Raw genomic sequence first — 13518 nt, forward strand, 5'->3', positions numbered from 1 at the left:
CCCCCGTGACCTCCCTCATGAACCCCGTGACCCCCGACATCCGTCTCGTCGTCCTCGACATGGCCGGCACCACCGTCGCCGACGGCGGCCTCGTCGAGGAGGCGTTCACGGCCGCCGCCCGGCACCTGGGCGAGGAGCCCGCCGGCATGCTCGACCACGTCCGCGCCACCATGGGCGAGTCCAAGATCTCCGTCTTCCGCCACCTGTTCGGCGAGGAGAGCAGGGCCCAGGACGCCAACAAGGCCTTCGAGGCGGCGTACGCCGACCTCGTCGACGGCGGCCGGGTCGCCGCCCTGCCCGGCGCCCGCGAGACCATCGAGACCCTCAGGTCCCAGGGCCGTACGGTCGTGCTGACGACCGGCTTCGCCCGCGCCACCCAGGACGCGATCCTCGCCGCGCTCGGCTGGCAGGACCTCGCCGACCTCACCCTGTGCCCCGCCGACGCCGGCGGCCGGGGACGCCCGTACCCGGACATGGTGCTGACCGCCTTCCTCCGTACGGCGGTCGCGGCGGACGTACGCGAGACGGCCGTCGTCGGCGACACCTCGTTCGACATGCTCAGCGGGGTCCGCGCGGGCGCCGGTCTGGTCGCCGGTGTGCTGACCGGCGCGCACGGCGCGGACGCGCTGCGGGCGGCCGGGGCGCACCATGTCCTGGACGGCGTCGGGCAGTTGCCCGGAGTCCTCGCATGACGAACGGCATCCGCTTCGACTCCGTCACCGTCGCCTACGACGGCACCGTCGTCCTCGACGCCCTCGACCTCACCGTCGAACCCGGCGAGGTCATGGCCCTGCTCGGACCGTCCGGCTCCGGCAAGACCACCGCGCTGCGGGCGGTCGCGGGGTTCGTACGGCCGGTGTCGGGACGGGTGTTCCTCGGCGGCCGTGACGTCACCGGCCTGCCGCCCCACCGGCGGGGCGTCGGCATGGTCGTCCAGCAGTACGCGCTCTTTCCGCATCTGCGGGTCGAGGACAACGTGGCCTTCGGGCTCAAGGCACGGAAGGTGCCGCGGGGGGAGATCCGCCCGCGGGTCGCCGAGGCGCTGGAGATGGTCGGCATGGGCGAGTACGCCCGCCGCCATCCAAGGGAGTTGTCCGGCGGGCAGCAGCAACGGGTGGCCATCGCACGGGCGTTGGCCGTCCGGCCCGGGGTCCTCCTCCTCGACGAGCCCCTCTCCGCGCTCGACGCGCAGCTGCGCTCCGGGATGCTCGCCGAACTCGCGCGACTGCACCGCGAGTTGCCCGAGGTGTCGATCCTCTACGTCACCCACGACCAGGTCGAGGCGCTCACTCTGGCCGACCGGATCGCCGTCATGAACCGGGCCCGGCTCCAGGAGTGCGGGACACCGCGCGAGCTGTACCGGTCGCCCGAGAGCGAGTTCACGGCCTCCTTCGTCGGCAGCGCGAACCTGCTGCCGGTGAGCGTGGGGGAGCGGGGGGTGTTCCTCGGGGAGCGGCGGGTCGAGGCGCGGGGGGAGGTTCCGGGCGGCAGGGCGACCTTGTGCGTACGGCCGCATCTGGTCGGGCTCGGCGACGGGCCCAACCAACTCGCCGGTGTCGTACGGGAGATCCAGTGGCGCGGGGCCACGCACCGGCTGTACGTCGAGGTGGACGGGCGGCGGGTCATGGCCGACGTGCCGGAGCTGAGGAAGCCGCCCGTGTACGGGGACGAGGTGACACTGCACTTCGCGCCGGAGGACGCGGTGTTGCTCTCCGCCGGAGTCGGCGATGAGTGAGGTGGTCCGTCGGCCGCGCCCACGCGGTGGCAGCCGCATGCCGACCACGGCCCCGCGCTCCTGGGGATTCGCCCTGGTGCCCGTCGCCCTGCTCGGCCTCTTCTTCCTCTATCCACTCGCCCTCGTCGTCCGGCAGTCCTTCCAGCCGGCCGGCGCCTACGCCGACGTCTTCTCGTCCGAGTTGTTCCGTACCGCTCTGTGGACCACCGTGTGGATCGCCGTCGTGTCGACGATCGGGTGTCTGGTCCTCGGGTTCGTGCTCGCGCTGGTCATCGCGTTCGTGCCCTTCCCCGGAGCCAGGACGGTCGCCCGCTTCATCGACGTCTACCTCTCCTTTCCCTCCTTCCTCATCACGCTCGCCCTGCTCTTCATCTACGGCACGACCGGGATCGTCGGCTCGTTCCAGTTCCTCGCCACGCCGTGGGGGGTGCTGCTCGCGGAGATCACGTACTTCACGCCGTTCGTCATGCGGCCCCTGCTCGCCGCGTTCTCGCAGGTGGACACCGCGCAGCTGGAGGCGGCCAGTTCCCTCGGTGCGCGGGCTCCCCGGATCATCCGGCAGGTGATCCTGCCGGAGGCGCTGCCCGCGCTCGCGGCCGGCGGAAGTCTCGTGCTGGTGCTCTGTCTGAACGAGTTCGGGATCGTGCTGTTCACCGGCGCCAAAGGCGTCACGACGCTCCCCATGCTCGTCTACAGCAAGGCCATCCTGGAGTCGGACTACCCGGGCGCGTGTGTGGTCGCCGTCGTCAACGTCCTTCTGTCTGTGGGGCTCTACGGCCTCTACCGGGTGGTGAGCCGTCGTGCTGGTGCATAGCCGCAAGGCGAAGTGGACCGTGTGGCTGGTCTTCGCCGTCCTCTTCCTGCCGCTCTTCGCGCTGCCGCTCCTCGTCGTCCTCGGCGCCTCGTTCGCCACCAACTGGTCGGGTGTGCTGCCCTCCGGGTTCACCGGCTCCCACTACTCCGCCGCCACCCGGGGCGAGTCCCTCCAGGCGCTCACCACCAGCCTGCTCACCGCGCTCACCGCGAGTCTGCTGGCGCTGGGCATCGGGACCTGGACCGCGCTCGCCGCCGCAGGACTGGGCAAGCGCCAACGCCGCCTGATGGACGCGCTGTTCGTGCTGCCGGTCGCCGTGCCGTCCGTGGTGGTCGGGCTCGCGATCCTGGTCGCGTTCTCCAGGCCGCCGATGCTGCTCAACGGCACCCGGTGGATCGTGATCCTCGCCCACACCGTGCTCGTGACCGCCTTCGCCCACCAGTCCGTGTCCGCCGCGATCGTCCGGCTCGACCCGGCCTACGAACAGGCCGCCGCCTCACTCGGCGCCCGGCCGCTGTACGTCCTGTGGCGGATCCGGCTGCCGTTGCTGCTGCCGTCGCTCACCGCCGCCGCCGGACTCTGCTTCGCCCTGTCCATGGGGGAGTTGAGCGCCACGATGATGCTCTATCCGCCCGACTGGACCACGCTTCCGGTCCTCATTTACTCGGCCACCGACCGCGGTGCCCTGTTCGCCGGGTCCGCGCTCGCCGTGGTCCTCATGACGGCGACCCTGCTCGTGCTGCTCGTCGTCTCCCGGGTCCGGACCCGGGCCGTGTACCGCTGATCCCTTCGCACCACCTCAACCGACCTCACCACGCCAGGAGTTGGCCTCGCCATGCCCAGAACCACGCTCAAGATCGCCGTAGCCGTCTCGCTCTGCGCCACCCCGCTGCTCACCGCCTGCGGCGGCACCTCCGCCGCCTCCGACGCCAAGGTCGTCACCGTCTACAGCGCGGACGGCCTCAAGGGGGAGAACGGCGACGGCTGGTACGACCGGATCTTCAAGGACTTCGAGAAGCGGACCGGCATCCAGGTCAAGTACGTCGAGGGCGGCTCCGGCGAGATGGTGCAGCGCGCCGTCCGGGAGAAGAGCAACCCGCAGGCCGATGTCCTCGTCACCCTGCCGCCGTTCATCCAGCAGGCCGACGGCAAGGGGCTGCTGCAGAAGTACACCCCGGCCGGCGCCGACCGGGTGAGCGGCGCCGACAAGGCTGCCGACGGGACCTGGACGTCGGTCGTCAACAACTACTTCGGGTTCGTCTACAACAGGAAGCAGCTCACCCAGGCGCCGACCACCTGGGACGAACTCCTCGACGGCAAGTACAAGAACAAGCTCCAGTACTCCACGCCCGGGGTCGCCGGTGACGGAACGGCCGTCCTGATCAAGGCCATGCACGACTTCGGCGGCAAGGACGCGGCCCTCGCCTATCTGAAGAAGCTGCAGTCCAACAACGTCGGCCCGTCCGCCTCCACCGGCAAGCTCGCGCCCAAGGTCGACAAGGGTGAACTCCTCGTCGCCAACGGCGATGTGCAGATGAACTACGCCCAGTCCAAGACCATGCCGAACCTCGGCATCTGGTTCCCGGCGCAGCAGGGCGGCAGGCCCACCACCTTCGCCCTCCCGTACGCGGCCGGCCTCGTCACCAAGGCCCCGCACAGCGCCAACGGCAAAAAGCTCCTCGACTTCATGCTCAGCGCCGGGGCCCAGCAGCAGGTCAGCTCGATCGGCGGCGGCTTCAGCGCCCGCCAGGACGTCAAGGCCACCGACGCCAACGCGACCGCCCTGAGCGCGCTGATGAACGGCGTCGAGGTCTTCCAGCCGGACTGGGCGGACATCGAGAAGAACCTCACGTCGTACGTCGAGGACTGGCAGTCCGCCACCGGCAGCTGAGCAACGGCCCCTCAGGCACCGGCAGTTGATCCACCCGTCACCTACGGAGGTCCCCGTGTCGTCCCGTATGTCCCGCCGTACGTTCCTCGTCTCCGCCGCCGCGGTCGCCACCGCCGCCGGTCCGCTCAGCGGGCTCGTCCGCGCCGCGACCCGCACCCCCAAGGTCCTCGTCGTAGGACTCGACGGCTGTCTGCTCAGCCGCGTCAAGGACGCCGACGCCCCGAACCTGGACGCCCTGATGGCGGCCGGGCTCACCGCGCCCAGCAGCATCTACGCCGACCCGCTCGCGCCCACCCTCTCCGGGCCCGGCTGGTCCACGATCATCACCGGGGTCTGGCCCGACAAGCACCTCGTCAAGGACAACGCCTTCACCGGCGCCCAGTTCACCCGGTACCCCGACTTCCTCACCCGCGTCGAGACGGCCAAGCCCCAGCTCGTGACGTACGCGGTCGCGTCCTGGGCGCCGATCACCGACACCGTGTTCTCGTCCGCGGTGGACACCCGGGTCTCCACCCCGAGCGCCGAGTACGACACCGGCACCACCTCCCGCGCGGTCGCACGACTGCGGGACGGCAACCCGGACGCGGTGTTCGTGCACCTCGACAACATCGACCACGCGGGCCACAGTTACGGCGCCGCCTCCCAGCAGTACCTGGACGCCATCCACACCGCCGACGCCCAACTCGGCCAGATCGTCGCCGCGTTGAAGGCCCGGCCGACCTACGCGGCCGAGGACTGGCTGATCATGGTCACCGCCGACCACGGCCACACCGACCCGGGCGGCCACGGCGGCTCCACGCTCCAGGAGCGGCAGACCTTCCTGATCGCGAACGGGCCGACCGTGGCGGCCGGTTCGGTGCGCTACGACGTGAAGATGCCCGACGTCGCCGTCTCCGCGCTCGCCCACCTCGGCGTCGCCGTCGACCCGGCCTGGGGACTCGACGGGCGCCCGCTCCAGCAGCCGCAGCCGGACGAGTTCGACGCCCTGCGCGGCCGGCTGACGGCCCGCGTCGACGAGACCGGCATCCCCGCGGGCGTCCTCGGCTTCACCCACACCCCGCCGGCCGGCTGGTCGGTGGACAACACGGCGATGGGCACCGGCGGGGTCACCGAGTGGCGCGGCTGGTCCTTCACCACCGACGAGTTCTGGACCCAGGCCCAGCGCGACCAGAGCCGCGAGTCCAACGTCCGCGCCCGCAACGTCTTCGCGGTCGCCGACGGCGACGAGTGGAGCGACAAGGCACTCTCCGGCACCTTCGACTCCACCCTCGTCAGCCCGGCCTACCCGGTGACCGGCGGCCGGGCCGCGACCCTCACGTACACCACGTACTACCGGCAGGAGTCCCCGCAGAAGGGCGAGGTACTCGTCTCCTACGACGGCGCGGCGCCCGTCTCCGTCCGCACCTACACGGCCGACGTGCCCTCGCGCACCGAGACGGTCACGCTCCAGATCCCGGCCGGCGTGACCACGGCCCGGCTGCGTTTCCGCTACACCGGCGGCAACAACTGGTACTGGGTGATCGACGGAGTCCGGCTGAGCCAGTCCTGACTAGGGTGGGGGGCGTCGGTACGGCGCGGTTCCGGCACTCCCCGCCCACCGCAGGCACGCAACGCCAGGAGACAGAGCACATGGCAGACCGCAAGCCCATCGAATCGTGGCTCACCGACATGGACGGTGTCCTCATCCACGAGGGCGTACCGATCCCCGGCGCCGACGCCTTCCTCAAGAAGCTGCGGGAGTCCGGCCGGCCCTTCCTGGTGCTGACCAACAACTCGATCTACACCCCGCGCGACCTGCACGCCCGGCTGCGCCGGATGGGCCTGGAGGTGCCGGTCGAGTCGATCTGGACCTCGGCGCTCGCCACCGCCCGCTTCCTGGACGACCAGCGCCCGGGCGGCACGGCGTACGTCATCGGCGAGGCCGGTCTCACCACCGCGCTGCACGACATCGGCTACATCCTCACCGACCACGAGCCCGACTACGTCGTCCTCGGCGAGACCCGCACCTACTCCTTCGAGGCCATGACGAAGGCGGTACGGCTGATCGAGGCGGGCGCCCGCTTCATCTGCACCAACCCGGACGAGACCGGCCCCTCCACCGAGGGCCCGCTGCCCGCGACCGGCGCGGTGGCCGCCCTGATCACCAAGGCGACCGGCAAGCAGCCGTACTTCGCGGGCAAGCCCAACCCGCTGATGATGCGCACCGGGCTGAACGCGATCGGCGCGCACTCCGAGACCAGCGCGATGATCGGCGACCGCATGGACACCGACGTCCTGGCCGGCATGGAGGCCGGAATGCAGACGTTCCTGGTGCTCACCGGTCTGACCCGGCCCGAGCAGGTGGAGAACTTCCCCTACCGCCCGTCCAAGGTCGTCGACTCCATCGCGGACCTGGTCGACCGCATCTGACCCACCCCGTTCCGCACTCGCCCGTTCGGAGCAACGGAACGCCGTCAGGGATGCGCGCGGCGGCGGCGAGGAGGAGTCTCCAGATATCTGGAGGTTCACGATGGGTTCACTGAAAGTCACTCTCTGTGCCGGTGTCGCGGTGGTCCTCGCGGCACTCACCCCCACGGCGTACGCGGCGGACGGAGGCGGAGGCGGAGTCTCGGTGACCCCCGCCTCCCCGGCCCCCGGCGCCGACGTCGCCCTCAGGATCAGCGGCTGCGCCGGTACGACGGGCACCGCGGCCTCGGCCGCCTTCGTCGCCGACGCGCACCTCACGGGCGCGTCCGGCACCCTCGCCGGCGAGACCCGGGTCCGCGGCACGCTGGAGCCGGGCAGCTACGACGTGAAGATCACCTGCGGGAGCCTGACGGTCAAGGGCGCCATCAAGGTCGTGGACGGCGCCTCTCCGCCCGCGACGGCACAGCCCTCGGGGCAGCCGCCCGCCTCGCCCGTCGCCCCCGTGCACGCGGGCGGCGGCGGTACGGCACCCATGGCGGCCGTGGACGCGCGGGCCGCCGGTCCCGGGACCGCGCACGCGGTGGTGGGTCTCCTGCTGGCCGGTGTCGCCGCGGCGGCCGTGGCGCTGCGCAGCGCCCGCCGGAGCCGCAGGACGGGCTGACCCGCCATGTTCGATCACGACGGGCCCGCCGAGCACGGGCGCTCCGCCGGCACCGGACGGCTGCTGACCGGGGTCGCCTGGGCCGTGCTGCTGCTCGGGCTGTGGCTGTGGGGGCAGCACCTGACCGACATCCGGCAGGGAATGTCGGCGCCGGCGACCGGAGACATGGCGGCCGTCGGCCGGCCCCCGGAGGCCGAACTCCCGCCCGCCGCCAAGCCGTTGGGCAACGCGCTGCCGCAGCGCGTCGACATCCCCCAACTCGCCGTACAGGCACCGGTGGTGGCCCGCCCGCTCGACGCGCAGGGCGCGATCGATCCACCGCCCTTCGACCAGCCCGGCGTGGTCGGCTGGTACGCCGGCGGCGTACGGCCGGGCGCCGCGGGGACCGCGCTGCTGGTCGGGCACGTCGACACCGAGACCAGCCCCGCCGTGTTCTACAGGCTCAGCACGCTCCGTCCGGGCCGCACGATCCGGGTGATCCGCGACGACGGCAAGGTCGCCGAGTTCACCGTCGACGACGTACGCGTCCTGACCCGCGACCACTTCGACGCCCAACAGGCCTACGGCACACGGCAGTCGGGCCGGGCCGAGCTGCGGCTGATCACCTGCGGCGGCTCCTTCGACCGGGCCAGCCGCAGCTACACGGCGAACGTGGTCGTGTCCGCCTATCTCACCGGCACCGGAGTGTGACAACCGGGCCCGGCCGACGGCCCGCTCCCCCCTGAAGCCGCCGACCGGGCTGGTCCTCGACCGCACACGCACGGGCTGCGGGAGTAACCCGGCGAACGGTGCGGGAGGTCTGGAAAACTCGTGGACGAAGTGGACTGGCCGGGGGCCGGGGCCGTCGGAAAAGACTCTAGAACGAATGGGCGTCCGGGCCTAGAGGGCGAATGACCTCTCGTCCCGCACCAGTTGCTCTGTGTCATATGCGCTGGTCACTGTCGATCCGCCGGACCCCGCACCGAGCCACCGCGAACCCCGGACGGGTCCCTCCCCGCGCCCCGCCCGGACCACCCGCCAGCGCTCGGCGAGCATCCCCTTCGCCTGCTCGATCCGCACCCGGCTCGACAGGGCCTCCTGCAACTGCCCCGCCAGGGAACGGCATCGGGTGTACGCCCGCTGGTTCTCCAGACCCAGCGCGGCGGCGTCGGCGAGCGCCTGCGCCATCAGCACCTCCGAACTCCCCACGCCGGAAGCCCTGTCGGGCGTGCTCGGCACGAACACGTTGAGCGCGCCGAGCAGGGTGTCCCGCCGCCGCACCGGCACCGCGAAGGTCGCCACGATGCCGTGCCGCAGCGCCCGCTCGGTGAACTCCGGCGAGCGGGCCGCCGCGTGGGCAACACCGATCGCCACGGGCGGAACGGCGCGCCCGGAGCCGTAACACTCCAGACAGGGCCCGCCGGAGTGCTGGGCGGCCAGCAGATCGAGGGCGAGGTCCTCCCGGCGGCTGCTGCCGGCCAGCGACACCGGCTCACCGGCGTCGATCAGCATGACCCCGGCGGCCCGGGCGGGCACCAGCTCCACGCAGTGATCGGCCAGCCGCCGCAGATGGGCCCCGGTGTCGAAGCTGTCCGTCAGGGTGTCGGCGATCTCCAGCAGCGCCGCGGCGAACCGCCCCTCCCGGGTCCTGTGCTCCATGACGGCCGCCTCTCCCTGCCCGGCCCGAGGCCGGTGCAGGCGTCAACTCCTCGTGGGGCGCGGGTCATACGCGTTCGTTGGGGACGGCGCGGGGTTCCTGCGGCGCGGTCGTGGACAGTCGTGTGCGGACGTTGTCGAAGTGCTCCCTTATGGCGTTCTCGGCCCGCTTCGCATCCCCGGAGCGGACCGCGTCGAGGATCTCCCGGTGCTGGCGGCAGGTGACCCCGGGGTCCTGCGGGCCGGTCGCGAGATCGGTGTGGACGCGGTGGAAGGCGTCCCAGAACGCGTCCAGGACCTCGCTCAGCAGCGCGTTGTCCAGCCCTCGGTAGAGCGTGGCGTGGAAGGCGCGGTCGGTGGCCGCGAGACCGATCCCCTCGGCGGCCTCCCGCTCCATCCGCCGTACCAGCGCGTCGAGTTCGGCCAGGTCCCGGTCGGGCAGCCGTCCCGCGAGCCGGGCGACGAGGCCCGACTCCACGGCCTCCCGCAGTTCGAGCAGCTGGAGCAGGCTGTCCTCGCCCCGGTGGTGCCCGGCGACCGTACGGAACGCGAGGCCCTCGACCATCGGCGCGAGCGACATCGGGCCGACGTACGTCCCGAACCCGTGCCGGATCTCGACGATGCCCATCGCCTGCAGCGCCTTGAGCGCCTCGCGCACCGAGTTCCGGCTCGCGCCGAGGAACACCATCAGCTCGGGCTCGGTCGGCAGCGGGGCCCCGGAGGGCAGCCGACGGTCGAGGATGAGCTTCTTGATTCGCTCTTGCAGGTCACGGGCTGCCATGGCCAGAGGGTATCCGGCCAATCGGGGGGAGAGCGGTGTTCCGCCCGCACGGATGTTCCCGCCACCGGGAGACACCGCCCACGCAAAAGGCCCTCCGGCGATGCGGAGGGCCTTTGCTGTCTGTGCGCCGCCAGGGACTCGAACCCCGGACCCGCTGATTAAGAGTCAGCTGCTCTAACCAACTGAGCTAGCGGCGCCTGCTGACCTGGACAACTCTACCGGACGGTGAAGGGTGCTCCGGACCACGCTCCTCCCGCCGTCCCGGCCGGTGTACATCATTCGGACCGTCAACATGCGAGTCCGGAAGACAGTTGAGAAACTGGCGGACGTGCACGAGCGCGCATATTTCCACCTGGAGTGTGAGGGGCATCGCATGGAGACTCCGGTATTCGAGGAATTCGATCCCGCGAGCGATTGCGACTGCCCCGGATGTGTTCAGCGGCGACGCCTCACGCCGTGTTCCGCGACCGGCCGTACCGGCGGTCACCTCGCCACCCGGCGGGTCCTCGTGATCGCCGCCGCCGCGTCCGCCGCGATCACCGCGGGGCACACCGCACCGGCCGCGGCGGCCCCCCACGCACCGGCCCGACCCGGCGCTCCCGCAGCTGACAACGGTGACGAACCCGCCACCCCGCAGGGCACCAAGGCCCCCCTCCACGGCCCGGGCGGGAAGCCGGCCGGTGCCCTCAAGGCCCCCACGACCACCCGCGCGGAGATCATCAACCGGGCCAAGACCTGGATCGCGGCGCAGGTGCCGTACAGCATGAACGCGTACTGGTCGGACGGTTACCGGCAGGACTGCTCGGGGTTCGTCTCGATGGCCTGGGGGCTGCCGGGGAACGAATGGACCGGAAGTCTCGACCAGTACGGGGTGCGTATTTCCAAGGAGGAACTGGAGCCCGGCGACATTCTCCTGTTCCACAATCCGGCGAACCCCGAGAAAGGCTCGCACGTCGTCATTTTCGGCGGCTGGACCGACTACACGCACACCTACTACATCGCCCTGGAGGAGACCCCTTCGCACGCCCGCCGGCAGTCCACCCCGTACGCGTACTGGAGCCACTCGGAGAGCTATGTCCCCTACCGCTACAAGGGCCTGACGGGCGGCACGGAAGGGGCCACCCCGGTGACGCCGGTGGACGCCGGCAAGGTGACCACGCCGTATCCGGGAGCGTCGTTCTTCGGCCCCGGCGCCGACAACAAGTACGTCACCCAGCTCGGCACGATGCTCGTGGCCCGGGGCGCCGGCTCGTACTACACGTCGGGTCCCGGCCCGCGCTGGTCGGACGCGGACCGCCGGGCCACCCAGGCCTTCCAGCTCGCCCAGGGCTGGACCGGCGCGGACGCGGACGGCCTGCCCGGCCCGCAGACCTGGAACCTGCTCGTCACCGGCAAGGGCAGGAACATCGGCGGCACGGCGCCCGTGGGAGCGGCGGGCCCGCCCGCACCGTCCTCGCACGGTGTCCCCGGCTACCCGGGCAAGGCGATGTTCCGCCCCGGCGCGAACAACAAGTACGTCACCCAGCTGGGAAAGCAGCTGGTCAAGAAGGGCTTCGGCAGGTACTACACGACCGGCCCGGGTCCGCGCTGGGGCGAGCCGGACCGGCGCAACGTCGAGGCCTTCCAGCGCGCCCAGGGCTGGCGCGGCGGCGCGGCGGACGGCTATCCGGGCCCGGAGACCTGGCGCCGCCTCTTCTCGTGAGCCCACACACCCGAGCACTGTCATCACGCATCTGGCGCGGAGGCTGGAGGCACCTATGAGCACGACGACCACTTCACAGACGCCCGAGAACGAGGGCCCGCCCGAGGGGCCGAGCCGTCCCGCGCGGCTCATCCAGAACGAGGCGACCACCGAGATCCCCGTCCACCTGCTGTTCCGCGACGACCCCGACCCGGTCTCGGTGCCGCTCAGGCCCGCGGTCGTGGCGCGCCGCCGCGGCACCAGCGAGCAGCCCCGCTTCCGCCGCCCGGTCCCGGCCAGGCCGCGCCCGGCCCCGGAGGTCGACCCCGACCTGGTGGAACGTCCCGCCCGGGTGCTGCCGGGAGCGGCGGGCGTGCTCGCCGGTTCGTGCGGAGTGGCCGGCTGTCTCGCCACCTCGTGGTGGGCGGGCATGCTGCCCCCGCTCGCGACGGAGGCGCTGCGCCTGCCGTTCTACGCCGGTGCCGGACTCGGTCCCGCGCAGTGGGCCGCGTACGCCGGTGCGGGCGCGCTCGGGCTGTTCGGCTTCGGCGGGCTGGCCCGGGGCCGTACCGGGCGGGCCTGGGTGCTCGGTCTGTTCGGCCGCTACCGGGGGACCGTCCGGCGCACCGGCCTGATGTGGGTCAACCCGCTGCTGCTGCGCCGTCGGGTCGACGTCCGGCTGCGGCACTGGCGCGGTGAGCCGATGCCGGCGGCCGACGCGAACGGGGTCGCGCTGCGGGTGGTGACGCTGGTGGTGTGGCGGGTGCGGGACACCGCGCGGGCCACGCTCGGGGTCGAGGACCACGAGACGTATCTGCGCGAGTGCGTGGAGGCGGCGCTCGCCCGGGTGCCGGTGGAGCCGCCGGGCGGTGGCGCGAAGGGCGCCGCCGGCCTGGCCGCCGACGCGCTGACCCGGCTGGTCGCGGCGGACGCGGCGCCGGTCGGCATCGAGGTGTTCTCGGTGCGCCCGGTCCGGGTGGAGTACGCCCCGGAGGTCGCCGCCGCGATGACCCGCCGCCGTATCGCCACGCTGGACGCGCAGCAGCGGGCGACGATGCTCACGTCGGTCGTCGACTCCGTGGAGGACACGGTGACGCGGCTGACCATGCGGGGTCTGGTGGAGCTGGACGACTACGAACGCAAGGCGTTGGTCAAGGACTTGACCGTCGCGTTCTGCTCGGGACGGGGAGAAGCCACGCCGTGAGCGGTATGGACACGGTCAAGTAAGGGCAATAATCTGGGACTTGGTCTAGACCTGCACGGCTCACGGAACTCCCCACACGTTCTCCAGGAGCGGCAGCATGCGCAAAAAGACCAAGTGGTACGCCGGTGTGCTCGGGCTCACCACGGCCGGGGCCGTCGTGCTCTCGTCCGGTGCCGCCAGCAGCCACGGCTACACCGACCTCCCCATCAGCAGGCAGAAGCTCTGCGCCAACGGCACGGTGACGAACTGCGGTGACATCCAGTACGAGCCGCAGAGCGTCGAGGGCCCCAAGGGCTTCCCGGGGGCAGGCCCCGCCGACGGCCAGATCTGCAACGGCGGGATCAGCCGTTTCGCCCAGCTCAGCGCGCCGAAGACGCCGTCCGGCGGCGCGTGGCCGACGACCAGGGTGACGGGCGGTCAGTCGTACACGTTCCGCTGGCAGTTCACCGCGATCCACGCCACCACGGACTTCAAGTACTACGTCACCAAGGCGGGTTGGAACCAGAACCACAACCTGGCCCGCTCGGACCTCAACACCACCCCGTTCCTCACCGTCCCCTACAACGGCCAGCGCCCCTCGTCGTCCACCATCTCCCACACCGGCACACTGCCGTCCGGGCTCTCCGGCCACCACGTGATCGTCGCGGTGTGGACGATCGCGGACACGACCAACGCGTTCTACTCCTGCTCGGACGTCACCTTCTGAGCAC

Annotated in this window: 14 protein-coding genes and 1 tRNA gene; 12 read left to right on the plus strand and 3 right to left on the minus strand. The window is 71.7% G+C overall.

Features of this window, described 5'->3' with window-relative positions; all coding sequences use genetic code 11:
* Positions 1-17: 17 nt before the first annotated feature.
* From ACIPTO_RS11920 to ACIPTO_RS11960, 9 genes are all read left to right on the plus strand, one after another.
* A complete protein-coding gene (locus ACIPTO_RS11920) occupies positions 18-692 on the plus strand; it encodes a phosphonatase-like hydrolase (protein ID WP_366314436.1) in 675 nt (224 codons plus the stop codon).
* Positions 689-1735, plus strand: a complete 1047-nt coding sequence (locus ACIPTO_RS11925) for an ABC transporter ATP-binding protein (RefSeq protein ID WP_366313093.1) — start codon at positions 689-691, stop codon at positions 1733-1735. Before ACIPTO_RS11920 ends, ACIPTO_RS11925 begins: the two co-directional genes overlap by 4 nt.
* Positions 1736-1772: 37 nt before the next feature.
* Entirely contained in the window at positions 1773-2549 is a 777-nt protein-coding gene (locus ACIPTO_RS11930) for a 2-aminoethylphosphonate ABC transporter permease subunit (RefSeq protein ID WP_366313095.1), read from the plus strand.
* A complete protein-coding gene (locus ACIPTO_RS11935) occupies positions 2536-3333 on the plus strand; it encodes an ABC transporter permease subunit (protein WP_366313097.1) in 798 nt (265 codons plus the stop codon). Before ACIPTO_RS11930 ends, ACIPTO_RS11935 begins: the two co-directional genes overlap by 14 nt.
* A 51-nt stretch (positions 3334-3384) precedes the next feature.
* Entirely contained in the window at positions 3385-4440 is a 1056-nt protein-coding gene (locus ACIPTO_RS11940) for a 2-aminoethylphosphonate ABC transporter substrate-binding protein (RefSeq protein WP_401191070.1), read from the plus strand.
* A 67-nt stretch (positions 4441-4507) separates the two neighbouring features.
* On the plus strand, positions 4508-5989 hold the full coding sequence (locus ACIPTO_RS11945) for an alkaline phosphatase family protein (protein ID WP_401192097.1): 1482 nt from the start codon (positions 4508-4510) through the stop codon (positions 5987-5989).
* Between the two features lie 80 nt (positions 5990-6069).
* A complete protein-coding gene (locus ACIPTO_RS11950; RefSeq protein WP_366313101.1) occupies positions 6070-6849 on the plus strand; it encodes an HAD-IIA family hydrolase in 780 nt (259 codons plus the stop codon).
* A 100-nt stretch (positions 6850-6949) separates the two neighbouring features.
* Positions 6950-7507 (plus strand): hypothetical protein, encoded by a 558-nt coding sequence (locus ACIPTO_RS11955; protein WP_401191072.1) that lies wholly within the window; start codon positions 6950-6952, stop codon positions 7505-7507.
* Between the two features lie 6 nt (positions 7508-7513).
* Positions 7514-8197, plus strand: coding sequence for a class F sortase (locus ACIPTO_RS11960; protein WP_366313105.1), 684 nt, complete (start codon positions 7514-7516; stop codon positions 8195-8197).
* Positions 8198-8386: 189 nt separating this feature from the next.
* Here the strand turns inward: ACIPTO_RS11960 and ACIPTO_RS11965 are convergent, their stop codons facing one another.
* From ACIPTO_RS11965 to ACIPTO_RS11975, 3 genes are all read right to left on the minus strand, one after another.
* Complete coding sequence (locus ACIPTO_RS11965; RefSeq protein WP_401191074.1) at positions 8387-9145, minus strand: GAF domain-containing protein; 759 nt, start codon at positions 9143-9145, stop codon at positions 8387-8389.
* A 64-nt stretch (positions 9146-9209) separates the two neighbouring features.
* The gene (locus ACIPTO_RS11970; protein WP_401191076.1) at positions 9210-9923 is read right to left on the minus strand and encodes a FadR/GntR family transcriptional regulator; all 714 of its coding nucleotides are present in this window, start codon (positions 9921-9923) and stop codon (positions 9210-9212) included.
* A 123-nt stretch (positions 9924-10046) separates the two neighbouring features.
* A tRNA-Lys gene (locus ACIPTO_RS11975) sits at positions 10047-10120 on the minus strand.
* 176 nt (positions 10121-10296) lie between these two features.
* On the opposite strand from ACIPTO_RS11975, the gene ACIPTO_RS11980 reads away from it, so the two are divergent.
* The 3 genes from ACIPTO_RS11980 (at position 10297) to ACIPTO_RS11990 (ending at position 13514) form a co-directional block, all read left to right on the plus strand.
* Positions 10297-11625 (plus strand): peptidoglycan-binding protein, encoded by a 1329-nt coding sequence (locus tag ACIPTO_RS11980; protein WP_401191078.1) that lies wholly within the window; start codon positions 10297-10299, stop codon positions 11623-11625.
* Between the two features lie 55 nt (positions 11626-11680).
* Positions 11681-12808 (plus strand): SPFH domain-containing protein, encoded by a 1128-nt coding sequence (locus ACIPTO_RS11985; protein ID WP_401191080.1) that lies wholly within the window; start codon positions 11681-11683, stop codon positions 12806-12808.
* Positions 12809-12905: 97 nt separating this feature from the next.
* Positions 12906-13514 (plus strand): lytic polysaccharide monooxygenase auxiliary activity family 9 protein, encoded by a 609-nt coding sequence (locus ACIPTO_RS11990; protein ID WP_366313115.1) that lies wholly within the window; start codon positions 12906-12908, stop codon positions 13512-13514.
* Positions 13515-13518: the final 4 nt, after the last annotated feature.

It is taken from the genome of Streptomyces sp. NPDC090083, from assembly GCF_044747445.1.
Classification (GTDB): domain Bacteria; phylum Actinomycetota; class Actinomycetes; order Streptomycetales; family Streptomycetaceae; genus Streptomyces.

What these genes read in the sequence shown, in the direction of transcription:
- ACIPTO_RS11980 (WP_401191078.1), top strand. Translation starts at nt 10,297, where the DNA reads ATGGAGACTCCGGTATTCGAGGAATTCGATCCCGCGAGCGATTGCGAC.
- ACIPTO_RS11940 (WP_401191070.1), top strand. Translation starts at nt 3,385, where the DNA reads ATGCCCAGAACCACGCTCAAGATCGCCGTAGCCGTCTCGCTCTGCGCC.
- ACIPTO_RS11985 (WP_401191080.1), top strand. Translation starts at nt 11,681, where the DNA reads ATGAGCACGACGACCACTTCACAGACGCCCGAGAACGAGGGCCCGCCC.
- ACIPTO_RS11920 (WP_366314436.1), top strand. Translation starts at nt 18, where the DNA reads ATGAACCCCGTGACCCCCGACATCCGTCTCGTCGTCCTCGACATGGCC.
- ACIPTO_RS11990 (WP_366313115.1), top strand. Translation starts at nt 12,906, where the DNA reads ATGCGCAAAAAGACCAAGTGGTACGCCGGTGTGCTCGGGCTCACCACG.
- ACIPTO_RS11970 (WP_401191076.1), bottom strand. Translation starts at nt 9,923, where the DNA reads ATGGCAGCCCGTGACCTGCAAGAGCGAATCAAGAAGCTCATCCTCGAC.
- ACIPTO_RS11955 (WP_401191072.1), top strand. Translation starts at nt 6,950, where the DNA reads ATGGGTTCACTGAAAGTCACTCTCTGTGCCGGTGTCGCGGTGGTCCTC.
- ACIPTO_RS11960 (WP_366313105.1), top strand. Translation starts at nt 7,514, where the DNA reads ATGTTCGATCACGACGGGCCCGCCGAGCACGGGCGCTCCGCCGGCACC.
- ACIPTO_RS11965 (WP_401191074.1), bottom strand. Translation starts at nt 9,145, where the DNA reads ATGGAGCACAGGACCCGGGAGGGGCGGTTCGCCGCGGCGCTGCTGGAG.
- ACIPTO_RS11925 (WP_366313093.1), top strand. Translation starts at nt 689, where the DNA reads ATGACGAACGGCATCCGCTTCGACTCCGTCACCGTCGCCTACGACGGC.
- ACIPTO_RS11945 (WP_401192097.1), top strand. Translation starts at nt 4,508, where the DNA reads ATGTCCCGCCGTACGTTCCTCGTCTCCGCCGCCGCGGTCGCCACCGCC.
- ACIPTO_RS11950 (WP_366313101.1), top strand. Translation starts at nt 6,070, where the DNA reads ATGGCAGACCGCAAGCCCATCGAATCGTGGCTCACCGACATGGACGGT.
- ACIPTO_RS11930 (WP_366313095.1), top strand. Translation starts at nt 1,773, where the DNA reads ATGCCGACCACGGCCCCGCGCTCCTGGGGATTCGCCCTGGTGCCCGTC.